Below are 18597 nucleotides of genomic sequence, written 5' to 3'. Positions count from 1 at the left end.
TTCGGCTGGATTGCCGGCATCCAGTCGAACGGGGGCCGCGCCAAACGACATCTTCAGGATAAATTATTTCCGCCGCCCCGTGCGCCACGATCTTGGCTTGACGAAACCGTCACAAATGCCCATTGCCTTGTCGGTCAGTCGGCCGGACGGCCGCTCCGGCAGGCGCCGAAAGGCCGCCGGGGAGGAAAGTCCGGGCTCCCTTGACATACGGTGCCGGATAACGTCCGGCGGGGGCGACCCCAGGGAAAGTGCCACAGAGAACGAACCGCTCCCTCCTCGGAGGAAGTAAGGGTGAAAAGGTGCGGTAAGAGCGCACCGCGGGTCCGGCAACGGAACCGGCATGGTAAACCCCACCGGGAGCAAAACCGAATAGGGACGGCGTAGCGGGCTGTTCGCGAAAGCGATAACGCCGCGGGGCGATGTCAGGCCCGCCGTCCGGGTAGGTTGCTCGAGGCCGTGTGCAAACATGGTCCCAGAGGAATGGCCGTCACGTATCGCTTGCGCAAGCAGGCGGTGCCCTACAGAACCCGGCTTACAGGCCGGCTGATATCTTGCAACGAGGGGTTCGATGCCAACGCATCGGACCCCTCACCAATTTTTGGCACCCTCGTCATTCCGGGGCTCGCGAAGCGAGAGCCCGGAATCCATCGGGCCGCAGAGGCGGTGGATGAATGGATTCCGGGTTCGTGCTGCGCACGCCCCGGAATGACGACGAGAGCTAGGCCACGATCTCGTTCAACACGCCCATCAACGCCTCCGGCGCCGTGACGTTCGGCGCGTGGCTGGCGTCGAGCTCGAAATAGCGCCAGCCATCCTCGCTCTTCGCGCGCCTTGCGAATTGTCCGAACACATCGCCCGGCGGAATGCGGGCGCAATAGATGTAGCTCCGCGGCATGGCCGGCTCGCCTTGCTGAAGCTTCAGCTTCGTCTCGAAGCATTTGACCGGCATGTTGATGCGGCGCGCGTTGAGCCAATCAAGATCGGCCTGCGGCGTATCTGATGGTGGCGGATTCGGCGGGATGCGGTAGCCGTCAGCGGCGGCAGCCGCCTTGCGCATCGGCTCGCGGCCGGCTTCGTTGAGATCGAACAGCGACTGGCCGTCACGCGGCACGAAGGCGTCGAGATAGATCAGTTGCGTCACGCGCTCGCGCGCGCGATCCGCAACGCCTGACGCGACCATGCCGCCATAGGAGTGGCCGAGCAGCACGATGTCGTCGAGGTCCTCGAACTTGATGACGCCCAGGATATCCTGGATATGCGTGTCGAGATCGACCGCGGGACTGGCGAGATGCGATCGCTCGCCGAGCCCGGTGTAGGTCGGCGCGATCAGGCGGTGGCCGGCCTGCGCCATCAGCGGATGCATCTTCCGCCACGACCATCCGCCGGACCACGCGCCATGACAGAGCAGGAAGGTTCTTGCGCGTGTGGCCATTGGCGTTTCCATCGTTCTTGTTGATGCGATGGAGTGTAGCGATGGCCTATGCGATGTAAACGCCGCTGGTCGTCCTCAGGCCGCGCGCTGTGCCTTCACCAGTACTGGGGCCAACTGACCGGCTTCGCGCCGCAGCTTGCTCGCTTCAAAACCGTGCATGCCGATCTGCCATTGCAGGCCGACGATGGCCCCCTTGGTCGGTTGCAGCAGTGCGAGCGAGGCAAACAGCGTCACCGGCAGCCACACCGCAAGTTGCAGCCAGACTGGCGGCGCATACGCCGTCTCGACCGCGAGGATCGCCGGCACCACGAGATGGCCGACCACCACCATCACCAGATAAGCCGGGAAGTCGTCGGCGCGCTGGTGGACCAACTCCTCGCCGCAATGATCGCAAGCGTCTGCGACCTTCAGGAAGCGGCCGAACAGATGCCCTTCGCCGCAGTTCGGGCACTTGCCGCGAAAGCCTCGCCACATCGCCTTTGCCAGACCTGACGTCATGACCACACCTCTTCCGTTTTGCTGACCCATACAATAATATCCTGTATCCATACATTCAAAGGATATGGACCAAAATTGCATGGATTGGACCCCTACAATCTCGGAGCTGTCAGGGCCGCGCTACCAGCGCATCGTCGAGGCCATGGAAGCCGACATTGCCGCCGGCCGGCTGGTGCGCGGACAGCAACTGCCGACGCAGCGCGCGCTCGCCAAAGCGCTGGGCATTGACCTCACCACCGTGACGCGCGCCTACACCGAGGCGCGGCGCCGCGGCATCATGGAGGCCCGCGTCGGCCAAGGATCGTTCGTGTCGGAGACCAGCGCGCGCCGCACGGTCGACCTGCCGCACCCTGTCGCGATCGACCTTTCGATGAACGTGCCGCCGCATCCGCTCGAGGCGCAGCTCGACGAGCGCATCATGGCGGGCTTCGAGGCCCTTCGCGCGCAATCGGGCCTGACCGCGTTCCTGAACTACCAGCCGCCGGGCGGCAGCGCGCATGAGCGCGAGGTCGCGGCGCGCTGGATGCGCACGCGCGTGCCGCACGCCCACGCCGACAAGCTTGTGATCTTTCCCGGGGCGCAGACGATCCTGTTCAACCTGCTCGCGCACCTTGCACGACCGGGCGACATTGTCCTGACCGAGGCCCTCACCTTTCCCGGCATCAAGGCCGCGGCAGCGCAGCTCGGCATCAATCTTATTGGCGTTGCCATGGACGACGACGGCATCCTGCCCGATGCGCTGGCGAAGGCCTGCCGCACGCACAGGCCGAAGGCGGTCTATCTCATTCCGACGCTGCACAATCCGACCACGGCAACGCTCTCCGCGGAGCGGCGCAGCACGATCGCAAAAATCATCCGCGATGCCGATACAGTCCTGATCGAGGATGATGCCTACGGGCTGCTCGACCGATCGGCCTCGCCGATCGCCAACCTGATCCCGGAGCGGACATATCTTGCGACGACACTGTCGAAATGCATCGCGCCGGCATTGCGCGTTGCCTATCTGCTGGCCCCCGACAGCGGCGCGCAGCTTCAGATGCGAGGCTATCTGCAGGCGACCGTGCAGATGCCCGCACCGTTGATGGTTGCGCTGGTGACGCACTGGCTCGAAAGCGGCGTCGCCGACCGCATCATCACCGCTATCCGCAGCGAGGCCGTCGGCCGCCAGCAATTGGCGCAGCGCGCGTTGAAAGGGTTTCAATTCCAGGCCAAGCCCGCCGCACATCATCTGTGGCTGCGGTTCCCGGAAGGATTGGGTCGCCGCGATGTCACGGCGCAGCTGTTGCGTGATGGGCTCGCCGTCGTAGCCAGCGATTCCTTTGTGGTCGACGACAACCCGCCGAATGCGGCGCGGTTGTCGCTCGGCGCCGCGCGCAATCGGGCGGAGCTCACGCAAGCACTTCGAATTCTGATCGGCGCGCTGCAGAGACCCGCCGATACCAGACAGATCGTCTAAGGCACGGACGTCGCCAGCGGGCGGCGCCGTCGTTAACGATTGGCGATCATCCGCTTTGCTGGGGCGAGCTAGCCACCTTGTCTCACGCTGTCGATAAATTGCTCGCGTTCGCCGGGCGCGTAACCCTGGGAACCTCCCGGATACATTCCATTTTCACCGTACGGTGCAGAGCGAGGGTAGATCGCCGTCCCTGATGGCACGTAGCCAAAAGCCGAAGCGGGGTCTGAGGCCCCGCGATCGGGACGGACAATGGCATGCTGCCGGTGCGTGTGATGCACCGTAGCCGCGTTCGCAGTGCTCGCGAGGGCAATCAAAAGGCTCGAAGCCAGGATCATACGCATTGTTTTCTCTCCAATCGACGGATGCCCCCGCTCAGATACGAATCAGGTCGAGTTGTTCCAACAAGGAACGGGTTCACGATTGATCACATCGGTGGCACCACGGGCGCGGCGCCCCTATCGTCGCTGTCCATCGTCCAATTTCGGACTGCGGATCAGCAGGGCTGCGCTCATCGAGCCGCGACCCTGAAATACTATGCCGGCTGTCTGAGCGTGTCGTTCGAAAATGCCCGACAATTGCAGGCGACGGTTGCGTGCAAGCAGGCATTGACCGCCGCGCCCGCGGCTGTGCTGCACGAGCCCGCCGATACGAGACAGATTGTTCGGACCTAACGCTGCTGACGGCGATGGCGGCTGCGGCCAACCGGCGCGACGGCCGATGGATAGGCCGCGTTGGTGTCGCTCGAGACCACCGGTTCTCCGCGGGCCGCACGCCCCGCCGGCGTGAGCTGCCCGCCGTTCAACACGTCGCGGTCGGGATTTGCGGCCTGATAGGCTGCTGGCTCGGAAAATTGCGCCTGGGCCAATGTCGGCATCAGGCTCGCCGCTGACAACAGCGCGACCGCAACGGCGAGGCGCGTGCGGGTCATGACGGTGCTCCATCATCTCACTTGGACTGGCCGATCGATGCCCTGAGCGGCTTGCGGCAGTTCCCCCGAATTGCCTATGCGCGTGATGTAGGCGCGTCTTCCGGAAATGCCCGCCCTTCGGAATCACGCTTGCGTGCGGCTTTTGAAATTGGCCGTCCGCGCCGCATCTGTGCTAAGCGCCATCGGGCGATCACCGCTTCGGGCTCGCCGTTTGCGACAGGAATTCATTGGTGGAAACGTTCACTTACGCGCTACTCTTGTTCGGCGCGCTGGCCGGCGGTTTCGTCTCGGGGCTGGCCGGGTTCGGCACCGCGCTGATGGCGCTCGGCATCTGGCTCTACGTGCTGCCGCCCTCGCTCGCGGTGCCCTTGGTGCTGATCTGCTCGGTGATCGCGCAGACCTCGACGCTGCCATCGATGTGGAAGAGCTTCGACCTCTCGCTGGTGTGGCCGTTCCTGATCGGCGGGCTGATCGGTGTGCCGATCGGGACCACGCTGGTCGCCTCCGCCGACCCAAAGGTGTTCAAGCTGAGCGTTGGCGTCCTGTTGCTGATCTTCTCGAGCGCACTGTACCTCAACAAGAAGCAGTTCGCCGTCACATTCGGGGGCCGCATTGCCGACGGCGTGATCGGCTTTGCCGGCGGCATTCTGGGCGGGCTTGCCGGCCTGTCCGGACCGCTCCCAATCCTGTGGGCCAACATCCGCGGCTGGAACAAGCACGAACGGCGGGGCATCTTCCAGCTGTTCAATTTCACGGTGCTTGCGACCGCGCTGGTATTGCAGACGGCCTCGGGCCTAGTCGCGTTCAAGGTGGTCTGGCTCGCGATGGTCGCATTCCCGGGCACGCTGATCGGCGCATGGCTGGGCGCGCGCGTCTATCACGCCCTCAGCGACAAGCATTTTGGCGATGTCGTGCTCGGTCTGCTGTTCCTGTCGGGCGCGACGCTAGTCTGGAACAGCATCGGCGCGTTCTAGGACGCGGGATCGGCGCGAAGGTCGCGGCGATCGCGCAAGGCCGTTTACGGCACGCTCGTTTCCGGGCTACGTTTGCTGACTGCTTGATATTGACGATCCGTCGTCAACCAAATTGCGGGCGATTCAGGCGCCAGCAAAGCCATTCGAACAGATTCGCATTGGGCGAGGTCAAGCCGACCCTCGCCACAGGAAATATTGTCCGATGCCGATTTTGCGTGCCAGATCTGCGGATGCTAGCGCCAGATTTCTGGTGCGCGCGTTGAAGGCACGGCTGCGCGACGAGAGAACCGAGCTGGCCGTCATTCGCAGGCATCTGAGGCCAGGCGACATCGCCTGCGACATCGGCGCGAACAAAGGCAGCTTCATCTACTGGCTGTCGCGCTGGGTCGGCGACGGCCGGGTGGTCGCCTTCGAACCGCAACCGGAACTCGCGCGCAACCTCGCGCGCCTGTGCGATCTGTTCGGCCTCGCGAATGTGACTGTTGAGGCCAAGGCGGCCTATTCCCATTCCGGCGCGCAGGATTTGTACGTGCCGGAAGGGCATGGCCCCGGTGCATCGCTCTGCCACAAGGAGGCGAAGGCTAACAGTTTTGAGGTGCTGTCGGTGCCGGCCATCGCGCTGGACGATTACTTCACGACGACCCAGCGGGTGGCGCTGCTCAAGATCGACGTCGAGGGCGCCGAGCTCGCTGTGCTGAGGGAGCTGAGCGGATTCTGCGCAGGAATGGTCCGCTGCTGGTTTTCGAATGCGAGAACCGCCATCTTCTGCACGGCCATGTTGGGGACGTCTTCGCCTTTCTCGAGAGCCTCGGCTACGAGGGACATTTCGTATGCCGGCACCGGCTGCTGCCGGTCTCCGCATTCGATGCGGCGATACACCAGCGGCAGGACGGCGAATGGTTCTGGAAGCGCAAGGACTATTGCAACAATTTCATTTTCCGAAAGCAGCGCGCGTAGCCCTCATTCCCGCGTATCCGGCCGCCTCGCCGCGAGCGCCATGCCGCCGGCAACGCCGACGCCGAGCACGTAGATCCACCCTGGCGTGAAGTCGAACAGATGGGTGTTGAGCAGCGAGGACAGCATGTTCTGCACCACGACCAGCAGCCCGATCCAGCATGCCAGCCCCTCGCCGCGGAACATCAGCAAATGCGCAAACCATAGCGCATAGAGAACCAGGACTCCCACCACGCCCCACTGCACCGCAACGCTCAGCGTCTGGTTGTGCGGATTGCTGACGATCTCGCCGCGCAGCGGATCGACCTCCGCATCCGCAGCAGCACCGGCGAACAGGCCACGGATCGAGCCGGTGCCATGGCCGAGCAGCGGCGCGTCCGCGATGAAGCCAAGGGATTTCCGCCAGTACTCCAGACGTGAGCCCATGCCGCTGACCGCATGGTTAGCGCTGTCCTCGTAGTCGCTGCCGAACTTTGCGATGGTCGCACGCAGATGCGGCGAGACCGCCCAGAGTGAGACGGCCAGCAACGCCATCGCGCCCGCGGCAAGCAAGACGGTGCGCCACCGCAGATGCAGCAGCGCAAACAACGCTATCAGGATCGGCAGCGTCACGAGCGCCGTGCGCGAAACCACGACGAACATCATGTTGGCGAGAAAGCCGATCGCGATGACCGCAAGCACCATCGCAACGCGCGCGCGTCCCTGGCGAAACAGCGTCACGATCGGGTAGATCAACGCAATCGCGCAGAGCCCGAACTCCTGGCTCTGGTCGATATAGTTGCGCACGGCGACCCCGCTTTCGACCTTGTACGGTCCGCGCGACAGATAGAGCTTCAGCGACAAATCGGGATCGATCGCGACGACGAAGGAGACCAACATGACCAGCGCGCAGGATCCAAGAAAGGCCGCGAACACCCACACGCCGTAGGGCCAACGCTCGAACTGGTAGATCAGAAGCGGGATCGCCAGGAGCTTCAACGGTGGCCCGATAGCATGAATTCTGTCGGGCCACGGGGCATCCGACCAGAGCATGCCGACAAGCGCGAGCACCGCCAGCGCGATCGGCAGCAGGCAGACCGGGCGCAGCAGCGAGCGCGGCAAGTCGCGTAGATCGAGGAACGCGAAGGCAATCAACCAGGGGATCAGCGCGAACGTCGTCCCGGTCGTCGTCCACGGCAGGAGCAGCGCGATCAGCGCGACGAAGCGAGCCGGCGTGCGGTAGCGCGCCGCCCAGATCGCCGAGAGCCACCTCGCCGGCCACCCGTGGTTCGCCACTCCGTCCATTCGCCCCTTCGACAGCTCCATCCCCGCAGCCCGGCAAGTTAGCCGGAGCTGCGGGGATCGAACAAGCCGTCGCTATGCAGGCTCGCGCGCCAGAGGCTGGACGGGCTCCGGACTCGCCGGCTCTGCAGCTTTCTCCTTTGGCGTCACCAGCCGCTTCCTGAACTCGCGGCGCAGCAACCACACGCTCTGGACGGCCTGGAGCGTCGTCGCCGCATTCGATATGTACCAGACATATTCGATCCGGAAGCCCGGCCGTGTCGAGAGCCAGATCGCCGGCAGCGAATAAGTGAGGACGCGCGTCGCCGAACTCCATAACACCGGCTTGGTATTGCCGAGGCCCTGGAACATGCTGGAGCAGACGAAGATGAATCCCTGCGCCACCATGTTCAGCGAGATCATCTTCAGAAACAGCAGCGCAACGCTCATCGTCTCCGGGTCATTCGAGAAGCCGGCGAGCAGCAATCCGGGAGCGAGCTGCACGAAAATCGTGAGCGTGATCATCACGGCCGTCGCGATCAGCGCCGCCCTGACGAAGGTCTCACGCACCCTCTCGTAATTGCCCGCACCGAAATTCTGGCCGGCAATCGGCCCTGCGGCGAGGGAGACGGCCAGAGCCGGCATCTGGATCAAGCCGATGACACGCGTGCCGATGCCAAAGCCCGCCTGGGCCGCCGGACCGAGATCGCGCAGCACGTAGTAAATTGCCGCCATGAAGATGAAGATCATCGCGAACTCGCCGCCGGCGGGCAGGCCGACATTGAGGATCCGTTTCCATTCCCGCAACCGTGGACGCCATTGCGCCGGATGGAAGGCGACATAGCGCTCCAGCCTGTGAAAGTAGGCGAACAGCATCAGCACGCCGATGAACACGGCGATCGAGCTTGCGAGGCCCGCTCCGGCGACACCGAACGCATGCCCAGTGCCCCACCCCGTGATCAGGACCGGCGCCAGCGCGATGTTGAGGAGCACGGCGAGCACCTGCACCAGCATGCTCGGCCGCACGATGCCGGTGGCCCGCAGTGCCGCGCCCATTACCTGCGTGATGAATTGCAGCGCAAGCGCGGGCATGAACCAGAGGAAATAGGTGGTGCCGGCCTCGATCGTGGCCGCATCGACAGCGACCGTGCGCATATAAGAGCGCGCCAGCATAAAGCCGCCGAGCAACGTCAACAGCCCCAGCAGCACCGACAGCACGACCGACTGGTTGAAGACAATATTGGCATCGTCGCGATCCTTGCGGCCCACGGCGTGCGCGATCAGCGCCACGGTGCCGACGCCGAGCATCTGCATCAGCCCGTTGACGAGGAAGCCGGCGTTACCGGCCGCGGCGACGCCCGCAACAGCGGCATCGCCGAGCCCGGACACGAAGTACAGGTCGACGAGTTGGCAGATCATGATCGTGATCATGCCCACCACGATCGGTGGCGCCATGGTCAATATGTGGCTCACGATGGAGCCGCGTGTCAGGTCCTTCATCTCATTTCACCCTTGGCGAGGTGACGGCGGGACCGCCGCCCCGCCGCCCTACGCCTCACTCCGCTGCTGCGATATGCCCGAGCTCCACCACCTGGCGCTCGAACAGGCTGCGATAAATGCCGCCAGGCTTGCCCGCGAGCATGGCATGCGTGCCCTGCTCGACGATCTCGCCGCGGTCGAACACCAGGATCCGATCGAGGCTCCTCACCGTCGACAGACGATGCGCGATCACAATCGAGGTGCGGCCCTTCATCAGCCGCTCCATCGCCTGCTGGATCAGCGCCTCCGATTCCGAATCGAGGCTCGAGGTCGCCTCGTCCAGGATCAGCACCGGCGCATCCGCCAGGAAGGCGCGCGCCAGCGCCACGCGCTGCCGCTCGCCGCCCGACAGTTTGACGCCGCGTTCACCCACCAGCGTGCCGTAGCCCTTCGGCAGGCGCAGGATGAAGTCGTGCGCATTGGCCAGCCGCGCCGCCTGCTCGATCGCCTCAAGGCCGGCGCCGGGCCGGCCATAGGCGATGTTCTCGGCGAGCGTGCGGTGAAACAGGATCGGCTCCTGCTGCACGATCGCGATCTGGCTGCGCAGCGATTGCTGCGTCGCCATCGCGATATCCTGCCCGTCGATCAGCACGCGTCCATCGGTGACGTCGTAGAGCCGCTGCACCAGCTTGACGAAGGTGGTCTTGCCGGAGCCGGAGCGGCCGACGAGGCCGACCCGTTCGCCGGCGCGGATCTTCAGCGACAACCCGTCATACAGCGGCGCGCGATGGCCACCGTAATGGAACGTGACGTCGTCGAACACGATCTCACCGCCCTCGATCGCAATCGGCCGGGCGTCCTCGGCATCCGCGATTCCGATCGGCTCGTCATGGATCGCCACCAGTTCCTCCATGTCGTTGACCGAACGCTGGAGGTTGTTGATGTGCATGCCGACATCCCGCAGGTAAGCGTGGATCACGTAGTAGCTGGTCAGCACATAGGTGACGTCGCCGGGTGAGGCGCGGCCCGACATCCACAGCAGCACCGAGCCGCCGATCACGGACGCACGCAGGCACAGCAGCAGCGAGAGCTGCGACATGGCCGTGTAGTTGTAGCGGAACCAGGTGCGCCGCACGCGCGTGCGCCAGCGCTTGATGACGCGGGCAAGGCGCGCATCCTCGCGCATTTCCGCGCCGAACGACTTCACCACCGCATTACAGGTCAGCGCGTCCGCCAGCGTGCCGCCGACCTTGGTGTCCCAGGCATTGGAGACGCGCGCGGCCGGCGCGATGTAGCGCGTCGAGAACAGCACCGTGATGGTGACATAGACGGCCGCGCCGAGCGCGATCACCGCGCCGAGCGAGGCCCAGTGCACGCCGAGCAGGATCATCGATCCGATCAGCACCGAGAACGACGGCAGCAGCGCCAGCAGGATGGTGTCGTTGAGCAGGTCCAGCGCCCACATGCCGCGCGTGACCTTGCGTACGGTCGAGCCGGCGAAGGAATTGGCATGCCAGTCGGTCGAGAAGCGCTGCACGCGCAGGAAGGCATCCTCCGCCACGTCGGACATGATCTTCAGCGTGAACGGCACGATCACCTGCAGGCCGCCGAGGCGCAACACCATCGACGCCGCGCCGAGCACGACGATACCGCCCAGCGCCACAAGCGCGGCGTGACGTGCCTCGGGATCGGATCGCCCGCGCGTCAGCGCATCGACCAGATGTCCTGAGAACACCGGCATGAACAGGTCGGCGACGGTCGCGCCTAGCAGACCAACGGCGATGGCGAGCGTGCGCCTCGGCTGCTTCAGCCAGTGGCGGAACACGAAGGGCAGAACCACGCGGATCGCCGCGGGCTTTTTCGACAAGGCGGTCATGGCATCATCCGGCCGCTGTTGGCGCGGGCCGGCTCCATCGATGGACACAAGCCGGCCGCGAGGGCCGAAGCAGCGTCACTTGGAATTGACTTACGGTTGGGAAGCGGGGCGATCGGGGTAAAAAGTCCGATCGGAGCTGGCGGAAGTGGCCTCTAGCAGGCCGAAAAATCACCGAGCCAGGACATCGAGCGCGGGCGTACGATCTGCGAATGCGACGAAATCATGCAAATCTCTCCCCGGTTCGATTGAAATAAGGTGCGCTTTATAGATGTGCCATCTGCGATTTGCAACGGGCCCCGCGCGAGATCACGCACGAGTGTTGCATTTTGGTGCTCGGTGCCTTGGCGCGCACCGTTGCCGACACAATCTCCGCTGTCATGCCCCGGCCTCACTGGGGCATCCAGTACGCCGTGACTTATCGGGCCTTCACATCCGTCTCGGAGGACTGGATCGCCCGGTCAAGCCGGGCGATGACACCGACTGAGGCGTGCTTAATGCGCGTCGCCGCCGCTGCCGAACGGCGAGGCCGGCTTGTTCAACAGCGTGACCAGCACGCTGAGGCTCAAATAGAACAGCGTCAGAATGAAGAACGCGTCGCCAAAGCTCATCACCACGGCCTGACGGTGCACGATCTGGCTGAGCTGCTTCATCGCCATCAACGCGGAATCGCCGAGCCCCTGGAATTTCTGCTGGAGCATGGTCAGGGTTTCGGTCGCGGTCGCATTGCTCCAGGTCACGCGCTCCTGCAGGCGCGCGATGTGCAGATCGGTGCGATTGTTGAGCACGGTGTTGATGACGGCAAGGCCGACCGCGCCGCCGAGATTGCGCATCAGGTTGAACAGGCCCGAAGCATTCTTCACCTTGTCGGGGGCGAGCGTGCCTAGCGCGATGTTGTTGGTCGGGACCATCGCGAACATCATGCCGACGCCGCGCAGAATCTGCGGCATGAGCAGCTCGTAGAAATCGTAGTCACGGGTGATCCAGGTCATCTGGTAGGAGCCGATCGCGAACACGATCAGGCCGAACGCGATCATATAGCGCATGTCGACTTTCGCCATGAGGCGACCGACCAGCGGCGCGACCAGGAACATGGTGATGCCCGAGACGAACATGGTTTCGCCGATCATCAGCGCGCTGTAACCGCGCACCTCGGCGAGATAGCGCGGATAGATGTAGGTCAGGCCGTAGAGACCAATTCCGATGCAGAATTGCAGCGTGCTGCCGACGGCAAAGTTGCGGTTCGTGAAAGTGCGCAAATTGACGATCGGCTCGGCCGCGGTGAAGACGCGCACGAAGAAGGCGATCGCCGAGACGAGGCAGATCCAGGCGCAGATCGCCACCGACGTGTCTTGCAGCCATTCATATTGCGGTCCCTCCTCCAGCACATATTCCAGCGTGCCGAGGAAGCCGGCCATGAAGATCAGGCCCCACCAGTCGAAGCGGTCGAGCAACTCGAAATGCGGCTCGTCGAAATCGACCAGCGCCCAGACGCCGAGGGTGATGCCGATGCCGGGCACGACGTTGATGAAGAACAGCCAGTTCCAGGACATCAGGTCGGTGATGTAGCCGCCGACCGTCGGCCCGACGGTGGGGGCCAGCGTCGCAACAAGCCCGATGATGGGGCCGACGATGTGGAATTTCGAACGTGGGAAAACGGTGTAGGCGGAGGCGAACACCGTCGGGATCATGCCGGCGCCGAGAAAGCCCTGCAGCGCACGCCAGAGGATCATCTCCTCGATGGTGGTGGCAAAGCCGCAGAGCAGGCTCGAGATCGTGAAGCCGGCCGCCGAGATCGCGAACAGGAGCCGCGTGCCGAAGGCGCGCGACAAAAACCCTGATAGCGGGATCGCGATCACTTCGGCGATCAGATAGGCGGTCTGGACCCAGGAGACCTCGCTGGAGCTCGCCGACAGGCCGGCCTGGATTTCGCTCAGGGAGGCCGAGACGATCTGGATGTCCAGGATCGACATGAACATCCCGAACACCATGATGATGAAGGCGATCAACCGCTTCGGCGCGATGCGCTCCGAAGCGGGGTCCGCCATCATGGCAGGTGAAGCAGTCGTGGCGTTCGCCATGGTCTGATCTCGCAGCGCGTGGTGCGCGCTTACTGCGGATGGATCATGGTGGGATCGTCGAGGTCGATCTCGCTGTCGGCGTCGGCGGCGCCCTTGTTGGTGTCGACGGTGGCGTAGACCGACATGCCGGCGCGAAGTAGGTTCTCCTTCGCAACCCCCTTCGGCACGCGGATGCGGACCGGGACGCGTTGCACGATCTTGGTGAAGTTGCCGGTGGCGTTGTCAGGCGGCAGCAGCGTGAACACCGAGCCTGCGCCCGCCGCGATGCTGTCGACAATTCCGGAGAACTTGCGCATGCCGTAGGCGTCGACCTTGATCGTCACCGGCTGGCCGGGACGAATACGCTTGAGCTGGGTCTCCTTGAAATTCGCGTCGATATAGACCTCGTCGAGCGGCACGACATTGCCGAGGCGCTGGCCGACGGCAATGAAGTCGCCGGTGTTGACGAGACGATTGGAGAAGATGCCGTCGACCGGCGCTTTTACCGCCGCAAAGCCGAGATCGCGCTCGGCCTTGGCGAGCGTGGTCTTGAGCTCGGCGAGCTGCGCCTGGGCTTCAACCTGCTGGGCCTTGGCGACGTCGACATTGCTCACCGCAACGTCAAAGGCGGCCTGCGCGGCCTTGACCGCGGCGGCGCCCTGGTCGCGGCCGGCTTCCGAGGTCTCGAAGGTGGCGCGCGAGGCAAAGCCCTTGCTGCTCAGCGCCTGCTGACGCTCATAGTCGAGATCGGCGCGCTTGAGCCCGGCCTCGGCAGAGACGAGCTGCGCGTTGGCCTGCGCGACCTGGCTGTCGAGCGCCGCGATCTGGCGGCCGATGCGGTCGATGGTGGCCTGCTGGGTCGCAATCCTTGTCGCCGCGGCGTCGACTGCGATCTTGTAGTCGCCGTCGTCGATACGCATGACGATGTCGCCGGCGTGCACCAGCGTGTTGTCGCCGGCGAGAATCGAGGAGATATGGCCGGCCACGCGCGCGCCCAGCATGGTATTGTTGGCGCGGACATAGGCGTCATCGGTCGAGACATAGAAGCGGCCGATCAGCGTGTAATAGCCGGTATAGCCTGCGGCCGCGAGCGCCAGCAGAAGGCCGACGCCCATCATGACGAATTTGCGCTTGCCGGGTTTTGCTGCGGCAGCGGCAGGTGCGGATGCAGTCGGGGCCGGCTGCTCGGTCACGGGCTTCTCGGGCGCCTCGCTGGTGCGGCGCTTGCTTTCTTCGGCCACATGAGATCGCAGCTGCTCGGCGAGGACTGCGGATGTCCCGGTCGCAGCTTCGCCGTTCGCTGTCGTCTCCACCGCTTCCTGGCGAAGGACGCGCGCAGCCTGGTCTCTCGATGTGGCCATAAAGGCCTCCCCAATCAAAACGCGATCCGGGGCAGCTGTCGCACGGCCGCATTCCCGCTCGCCCATCCCAAATATCATTGACCGAACGGTTCGGTCAATATACTTAATATTCCCGGGCGGACCCTACTGGCCCGAATCCTTTATTTAGGTTTCATGCTTCGGCCCTGATGCGAAAACCTTCCGAGACGCTGAACCAATGGTTGTAGCCGGTCGCGAACATCTTCACGTCCTCCAGGAGGAGGAGAGCTCCAAGCGCCGCCAGATCCTGGCCGGCGCCCATAAGGTGTTCATGGATCTGGGTTTTGACGGCGCCAGCATGGGCGAGATCGCGCGCGCAGCCGGCGTGTCCAAGGGGACGCTCTACGTCTACTTCGCCGACAAGAGCGCGCTGTTCGAAGCCATCCTCGAGGAGGAAGCGCTGTTTCACGGCCAGGTCGTGTTCAATTTCGACCCTGCCCGCGATGCCGAGACCACGCTGAAGGATTTCGGCCAGGCCTATCTGCATCTGCTGTGCCGGCCCGGCGGCGGATCGGCGATTCGCACCGTGATGGCGATTGCCGAGCGCATGCCCGACGTCGGCCGCCGCTATTATCTGCGCGTGCTGGACAAGACCATCAACTGCCTGTCGGAATATCTGAAGGCCCATGTCGCCCCCGGCGATCTCGCCATCGACGATTGCGACCTGGCCGCCTCGCAGTTCATGGAACTGTGCAAGGCCTCGCTATTCCTGCCGTTCGTCTTCCAGGCCGCGCCACCGCCCTCGGAAGAGCGCATGAGCGAAGTGATCGACAGCGCGACGCGGATGTTCCTCGCCGCATACAAGGCGAAGTGAGCGGACGCCGGCCGCGCGTTGCGCCTGCGGTTCGCGCCGCATTATATTGAGCGCCATGCCCCGTGACCTTCGCCCGCCGGTCGATATCCTCCATTATGAAATCGTCCAGGAACAGGCCTCGGCGCTTGGGCGGATGGGCCGCACGCTCGAACAGGCGCTGACGCGCTTGCGCGAATTCGACGCCACCCATGCCTCCGCGGACACGCCGGCCGCAATACAGCCGGCGCGGCGCAAGCTGGTGATGGAGGCCGGCCAGGCGCTCTGGATGTTCGTCGTGCAACGCGAGGCGACCGGCCTGCGCGACACCAGGCACATCATGCGGACCTACAACGTCCCGGCCGAGGTGCAGCGCTGCATGGGGCTCGCGCCGCCATCTTCGAAGCCGGTCTCGAAATAACCTTGTCGGCGGACATGTCGTATCGTCCGCCTCAATCGTCCGAGAACTCGTCTTCCTCGTTGATCTTCGCGTGCTTGCCGCTTTTGCGCGCACCGAGCGAGCCGGTCACGTAGGGATCGCGCGAGTTCGCGTAGGGACTGCGGCCGCCCGCACGTGCGGCGACCTCTTCGCCCGAGACCGCAGCCGGCTGGCAGATCAGGCGGCGGCTGGCGCGGCGCATCAGGTCGACGTGGATGTGATCGTAGTGATAGACGTTCGAGCCCGGCGCCAGCACCGTGGTGAAATGTGCGCAGGCGCCTGACTGGACGTCACGCAGGAACCCCTGCTCTTCCGGCATGCCGTGCCAGCCGTCCTTCACGGTGATGCGGCGGCCGTCGGCGAGCACGAAGGCAGCGACATCGAGCGCGTTGCCGAAGGCATGCTCGGAGATATGGGCGTGCGGATTGCCGTTCATGCCGCGGCAGGAATAGGCGGAGATCTGCTTGATCTCGACCACGCGGGCGCCGAACCAGCGCATCGCCGACGGCTGCACGGTGTCGGCAAACCAGCGGTCGAGCTCAGATACAATTGGACAGGCGAGCGTCGCGGTCGGCTTCACCGCGACGGGACCGACGGCGGTGACGGGATTGCCCTGCGCGGGGCCAAGACGCGGCAATGGCTGCTGCGCCGGCGCCTGCGAGTATGGCGCAGGCCCGGGCGGCCGTGCCGGATAGCTCGGCGCATTCATGTAGCGCGCAGCACCGGCGGCATCGGTGCCCTCGGGCGGCAGGTCGATCTCGTCTTCCTGCGGCGCCACACCGGGCGCGCTGAGAGAAACCGGGCCGGAGGATGTGCCGTAACCTGAGGGCTGGCGCACCGCGCTTTCAGGATAGGTCGAGCGCTGCGGATAGCCGCTAGCCGGATAATTCTGTTGCGGCTGGGTCACCGGCCAGCGTGGCTGGTTGCCGACATTGCCGGGCGGCCGCAGCTCTTCGTCGGCGAAACCATAGCTGCTGGAGGGCTCGCCGATGGCGGCGACCTTCAGCGGGAACTCGGCACCGCACATGCCGGGGCCGGAGATCGGATCGATCCGGACGATGTCCGCGCTCTCTTTCACGGCGCCCGATTTCAGGCACGCCGCTTCGGCCTCGGCTCGCCACGGTTCACGTTCGGCCTGGAAAAAGCCGCGTCCGCAACCCGCGAGCGAAACGAGGACGATGGAGCCGACGAGATACAAACGAACTCCGTGCGTCATGCGCGCACGTTCGGTGAATTTACTTAAAGACTCTTCAACGTGATGATTTCAGCTTTCCTTAACCATACCGTCCACGGTACTGATCGCGAGCAGGCACATCAATAGTTCGAGCAGTCCGATCCGGTGATGTCGCCGATCTTGAAGCTGCGGCACATCATGCCGGGATCATCAGGGTCCGGATAGCGATCGTCCTTCTCGCGCACGGTGTGGCTGAAGCGCCAGCCGCGCGCGCGCATGCAGCGCTTGTACTCAGCCGATGACGGTGTCGGCGTGCGCCGAGATCGCGCTGCCGATCAATAGCGTTGCGATGAGGACGAGACGTTTCATTTGCATTCTCCTGTTGCAGCGTCGTTGGTCATCGGTCGCGTGCAAGGGGAATGCGGGTTCGGTGCGAGGGAATTACAAATTGGACAGGGAAGACCTTTTTCCTTCTCCCCTTGTGGGAGAAGGTGGCGCGCCGGATGAGGGGTTGCTTCAGCGAACTCACCTGCGAGAAACCATTGTGAGGTCCGTCACAGAAGGCCGAAGCTCTTAGGCCTAGGGTCGAACCACATCGAGTCCAGGGCCGACTTCAATCCATCTCGGGACCCACGCCATTTCGGAGGTTGTCATGAACAAGCTCACCATCGCCACCGCGGCACTCTTCCTCGCCTCGACCGCCGTCGCGCACGCCGGCAATTCGATCTCGTTCAAGATCGAGGGCCAGAACATCCGCATCGAGACGCCGCGCAATTGCGCCTCGCTCGATTGCGTCACCATCGTGGCGCCCGGCCTGTCGAACAAGCCGATCAAGCTGAACAACATCAACCTCAACGGCCTTGGCTCCAAGGACGATGACAACACCGCGCCGCCGGCGACGACCGCGCAGCCGGCGCCGGCTCCGGTGCAGCAACAGCCCGTCGCGCCGGCGCCGGTGCAGGCCACCGCGCCTGCGGTTGCGCCAGCCGCCCCTGCCCCGGTCGCTGCCGCCGCACCGTCCGTCGACACGACAACGCAGCCGGCGCCCGTTGCGGCTCCTGCTCCGATTGCCCCGCCCGCACCGGTCGCCGCTGCGCCCGCCTATACGCCGGCTCCGGCAGCAGCCCCTGCTCCCGTTGCGCCCGTGCAGGCCGCGAACACGCCGATCGGCGTGTGGGCGACCGAACAGAACAAGGGCAATGTCCGCGTCGAGCAATGCGGCACCAATCTGTGCGGCTATGCCGAGAAGTCCTACGAGCGGATCCTGATCAACATGAAGCCCGACGGCGCCAAGTGGAGCGGCCGCATCCACGATCCCGACTCCGGCCGCAACTACGACTCGACCATCGCCATGAAGGGCCCGAACGCGATGCGCGTGCAGGGTTGCGCCTTCGGCGGCATGTTCTGCGGCGGCCAGACCTGGAAGCGCGTGAGCTGAGGCGCGAAGCGTGTCATCCCGGGGCGCGCGCCAGCGCGAACCCGGGATCTCGCGCCCGAGACCCGCACGACCACTCCGAGATTCCGGGTTCGCGACTTCGTCGCGCCCCGGAATGACGAACAAGAGGCGGCGCCACGTCTCTAACCCTGGGACGTGGCGTTTGAACGTTCGCCCGGCCCGTGCGACGGACGTTCATCCGCCATTCAGCCAGGTCAGGCTGATATCGACCGATCTCGCCTCGTGTTCTCACCGGGACCTCATTTGTGGCTTTGATGGTGGCTTGGCGCCGCGTCGTGTTTGCTTTGCCGCTGCTGGCGCTGCCGCTGGCCGGGACGAACATCGCGTGCGCGTCCGACGCGGTCGAGCTCGCACAGGCGCAGACGCAGGCACAACCGACGCCCGCCCCCTCCCCGACGCCGGCAGCTTCGCCGGCGCCCGCCGCGGATGCGCAGTCCACCAGTGT

At 64.6% G+C, this 18597-nt stretch carries 16 protein-coding genes, 1 other RNA gene and 1 pseudogene; 8 read left to right on the top strand and 10 right to left on the bottom strand.

Annotated features, from left to right (window positions below):
- Positions 1-134 precede the first annotated feature (134 nt).
- An RNA gene (gene rnpB, locus Q0687_RS25380) (RNase P RNA component class A) lies at positions 135-551 on the top strand.
- A 167-nt stretch (positions 552-718) separates the two neighbouring features.
- On the opposite strand, the gene Q0687_RS25375 is transcribed toward rnpB, so the two are convergent.
- Together Q0687_RS25375 and Q0687_RS25370 are read right to left on the bottom strand one after the other, a co-directional pair.
- On the bottom strand, positions 719-1432 hold the full coding sequence (locus tag Q0687_RS25375; protein WP_298883031.1) for an alpha/beta hydrolase: 714 nt from the start codon (positions 1430-1432) through the stop codon (positions 719-721).
- 75 nt (positions 1433-1507) lie between these two features.
- Positions 1508-1930 (bottom strand): DUF983 domain-containing protein, encoded by a 423-nt coding sequence (locus tag Q0687_RS25370; protein WP_298883029.1) that lies wholly within the window; start codon positions 1928-1930, stop codon positions 1508-1510.
- Positions 1931-2009: 79 nt separating this feature from the next.
- Between Q0687_RS25370 and Q0687_RS25365 the strand changes: the two genes are divergently transcribed.
- Positions 2010-3386, top strand: coding sequence for a PLP-dependent aminotransferase family protein (locus tag Q0687_RS25365; protein ID WP_298883027.1), 1377 nt, complete (start codon positions 2010-2012; stop codon positions 3384-3386).
- 667 nt (positions 3387-4053) lie between these two features.
- On the opposite strand, the gene Q0687_RS25360 is transcribed toward Q0687_RS25365, so the two are convergent.
- Positions 4054-4314: a hypothetical protein gene (locus Q0687_RS25360; RefSeq protein ID WP_298883024.1), complete on the bottom strand. Its 261-nt coding sequence runs from the start codon at positions 4312-4314 to the stop codon at positions 4054-4056.
- Between the two features lie 230 nt (positions 4315-4544).
- Between Q0687_RS25360 and Q0687_RS25355 the strand changes: the two genes are divergently transcribed.
- Together Q0687_RS25355 and Q0687_RS25350 are read left to right on the top strand one after the other, a co-directional pair.
- Positions 4545-5288: a sulfite exporter TauE/SafE family protein gene (locus Q0687_RS25355; protein WP_298883022.1), complete on the top strand. Its 744-nt coding sequence runs from the start codon at positions 4545-4547 to the stop codon at positions 5286-5288.
- Between the two features lie 202 nt (positions 5289-5490).
- The gene (locus Q0687_RS25350) at positions 5491-6318 is read left to right on the top strand and encodes an FkbM family methyltransferase (protein ID WP_363323988.1); all 828 of its coding nucleotides are present in this window, start codon (positions 5491-5493) and stop codon (positions 6316-6318) included.
- Here Q0687_RS25350 and Q0687_RS25345 read toward each other — a convergent pair.
- The 5 genes from Q0687_RS25345 to Q0687_RS25325 all read right to left on the bottom strand — a co-directional run bounded on the left by Q0687_RS25345 (position 6249) and on the right by Q0687_RS25325 (position 14275).
- A complete protein-coding gene (locus tag Q0687_RS25345) occupies positions 6249-7526 on the bottom strand; it encodes an O-antigen ligase family protein (RefSeq protein ID WP_298883018.1) in 1278 nt (425 codons plus the stop codon). The genes Q0687_RS25350 and Q0687_RS25345 overlap by 70 nt on opposite strands.
- A 72-nt stretch (positions 7527-7598) precedes the next feature.
- Entirely contained in the window at positions 7599-9002 is a 1404-nt protein-coding gene (locus tag Q0687_RS25340; protein ID WP_298883014.1) for an MATE family efflux transporter, read from the bottom strand.
- 55 nt (positions 9003-9057) lie between these two features.
- The gene (locus tag Q0687_RS25335; RefSeq protein ID WP_298883013.1) at positions 9058-10857 is read right to left on the bottom strand and encodes an ABC transporter ATP-binding protein; all 1800 of its coding nucleotides are present in this window, start codon (positions 10855-10857) and stop codon (positions 9058-9060) included.
- A 491-nt stretch (positions 10858-11348) separates the two neighbouring features.
- Positions 11349-12935, bottom strand: a complete 1587-nt coding sequence (locus Q0687_RS25330; protein WP_298883010.1) for a DHA2 family efflux MFS transporter permease subunit — start codon at positions 12933-12935, stop codon at positions 11349-11351.
- A 29-nt stretch (positions 12936-12964) separates the two neighbouring features.
- Entirely contained in the window at positions 12965-14275 is a 1311-nt protein-coding gene (locus tag Q0687_RS25325; RefSeq protein ID WP_298883008.1) for an HlyD family secretion protein, read from the bottom strand.
- Between the two features lie 196 nt (positions 14276-14471).
- On the opposite strand from Q0687_RS25325, the gene Q0687_RS25320 reads away from it, so the two are divergent.
- Positions 14472-15107, top strand: coding sequence for a TetR/AcrR family transcriptional regulator (locus Q0687_RS25320; RefSeq protein ID WP_298883007.1), 636 nt, complete (start codon positions 14472-14474; stop codon positions 15105-15107).
- Positions 15108-15162: 55 nt separating this feature from the next.
- Complete coding sequence (locus Q0687_RS25315) at positions 15163-15504, top strand: DUF6665 family protein (RefSeq protein WP_298883005.1); 342 nt, start codon at positions 15163-15165, stop codon at positions 15502-15504.
- 31 nt (positions 15505-15535) lie between these two features.
- Here Q0687_RS25315 and Q0687_RS25310 read toward each other — a convergent pair whose 3' ends face one another.
- On the bottom strand, positions 15536-16738 hold the full coding sequence (locus Q0687_RS25310; protein WP_298883002.1) for an extensin family protein: 1203 nt from the start codon (positions 16736-16738) through the stop codon (positions 15536-15538).
- Positions 16739-16836: 98 nt separating this feature from the next.
- Positions 16837-16974, bottom strand: a complete 138-nt coding sequence (locus Q0687_RS25305) for a hypothetical protein (protein ID WP_298882999.1) — start codon at positions 16972-16974, stop codon at positions 16837-16839.
- A 374-nt stretch (positions 16975-17348) separates the two neighbouring features.
- On the opposite strand from Q0687_RS25305, the gene Q0687_RS25300 reads away from it, so the two are divergent.
- Together Q0687_RS25300 and Q0687_RS25295 are read left to right on the top strand one after the other, a co-directional pair.
- On the top strand, positions 17349-18134 hold the full coding sequence (locus tag Q0687_RS25300; protein ID WP_298882996.1) for a DUF2147 domain-containing protein: 786 nt from the start codon (positions 17349-17351) through the stop codon (positions 18132-18134).
- Between the two features lie 272 nt (positions 18135-18406).
- Positions 18407-18597, top strand: a pseudogene (locus Q0687_RS25295) (iron dicitrate transport regulator FecR); the annotation flags it as partial.

Origin of the sequence: uncultured Bradyrhizobium sp. (assembly GCF_936928535.1) — a bacterium.
GTDB lineage: Bacteria > Pseudomonadota > Alphaproteobacteria > Rhizobiales > Xanthobacteraceae > Bradyrhizobium.
The sequence above is the reverse complement of the archived record's forward strand: the minus strand, read 5'-3'. Positions and strand labels throughout refer to the sequence as shown.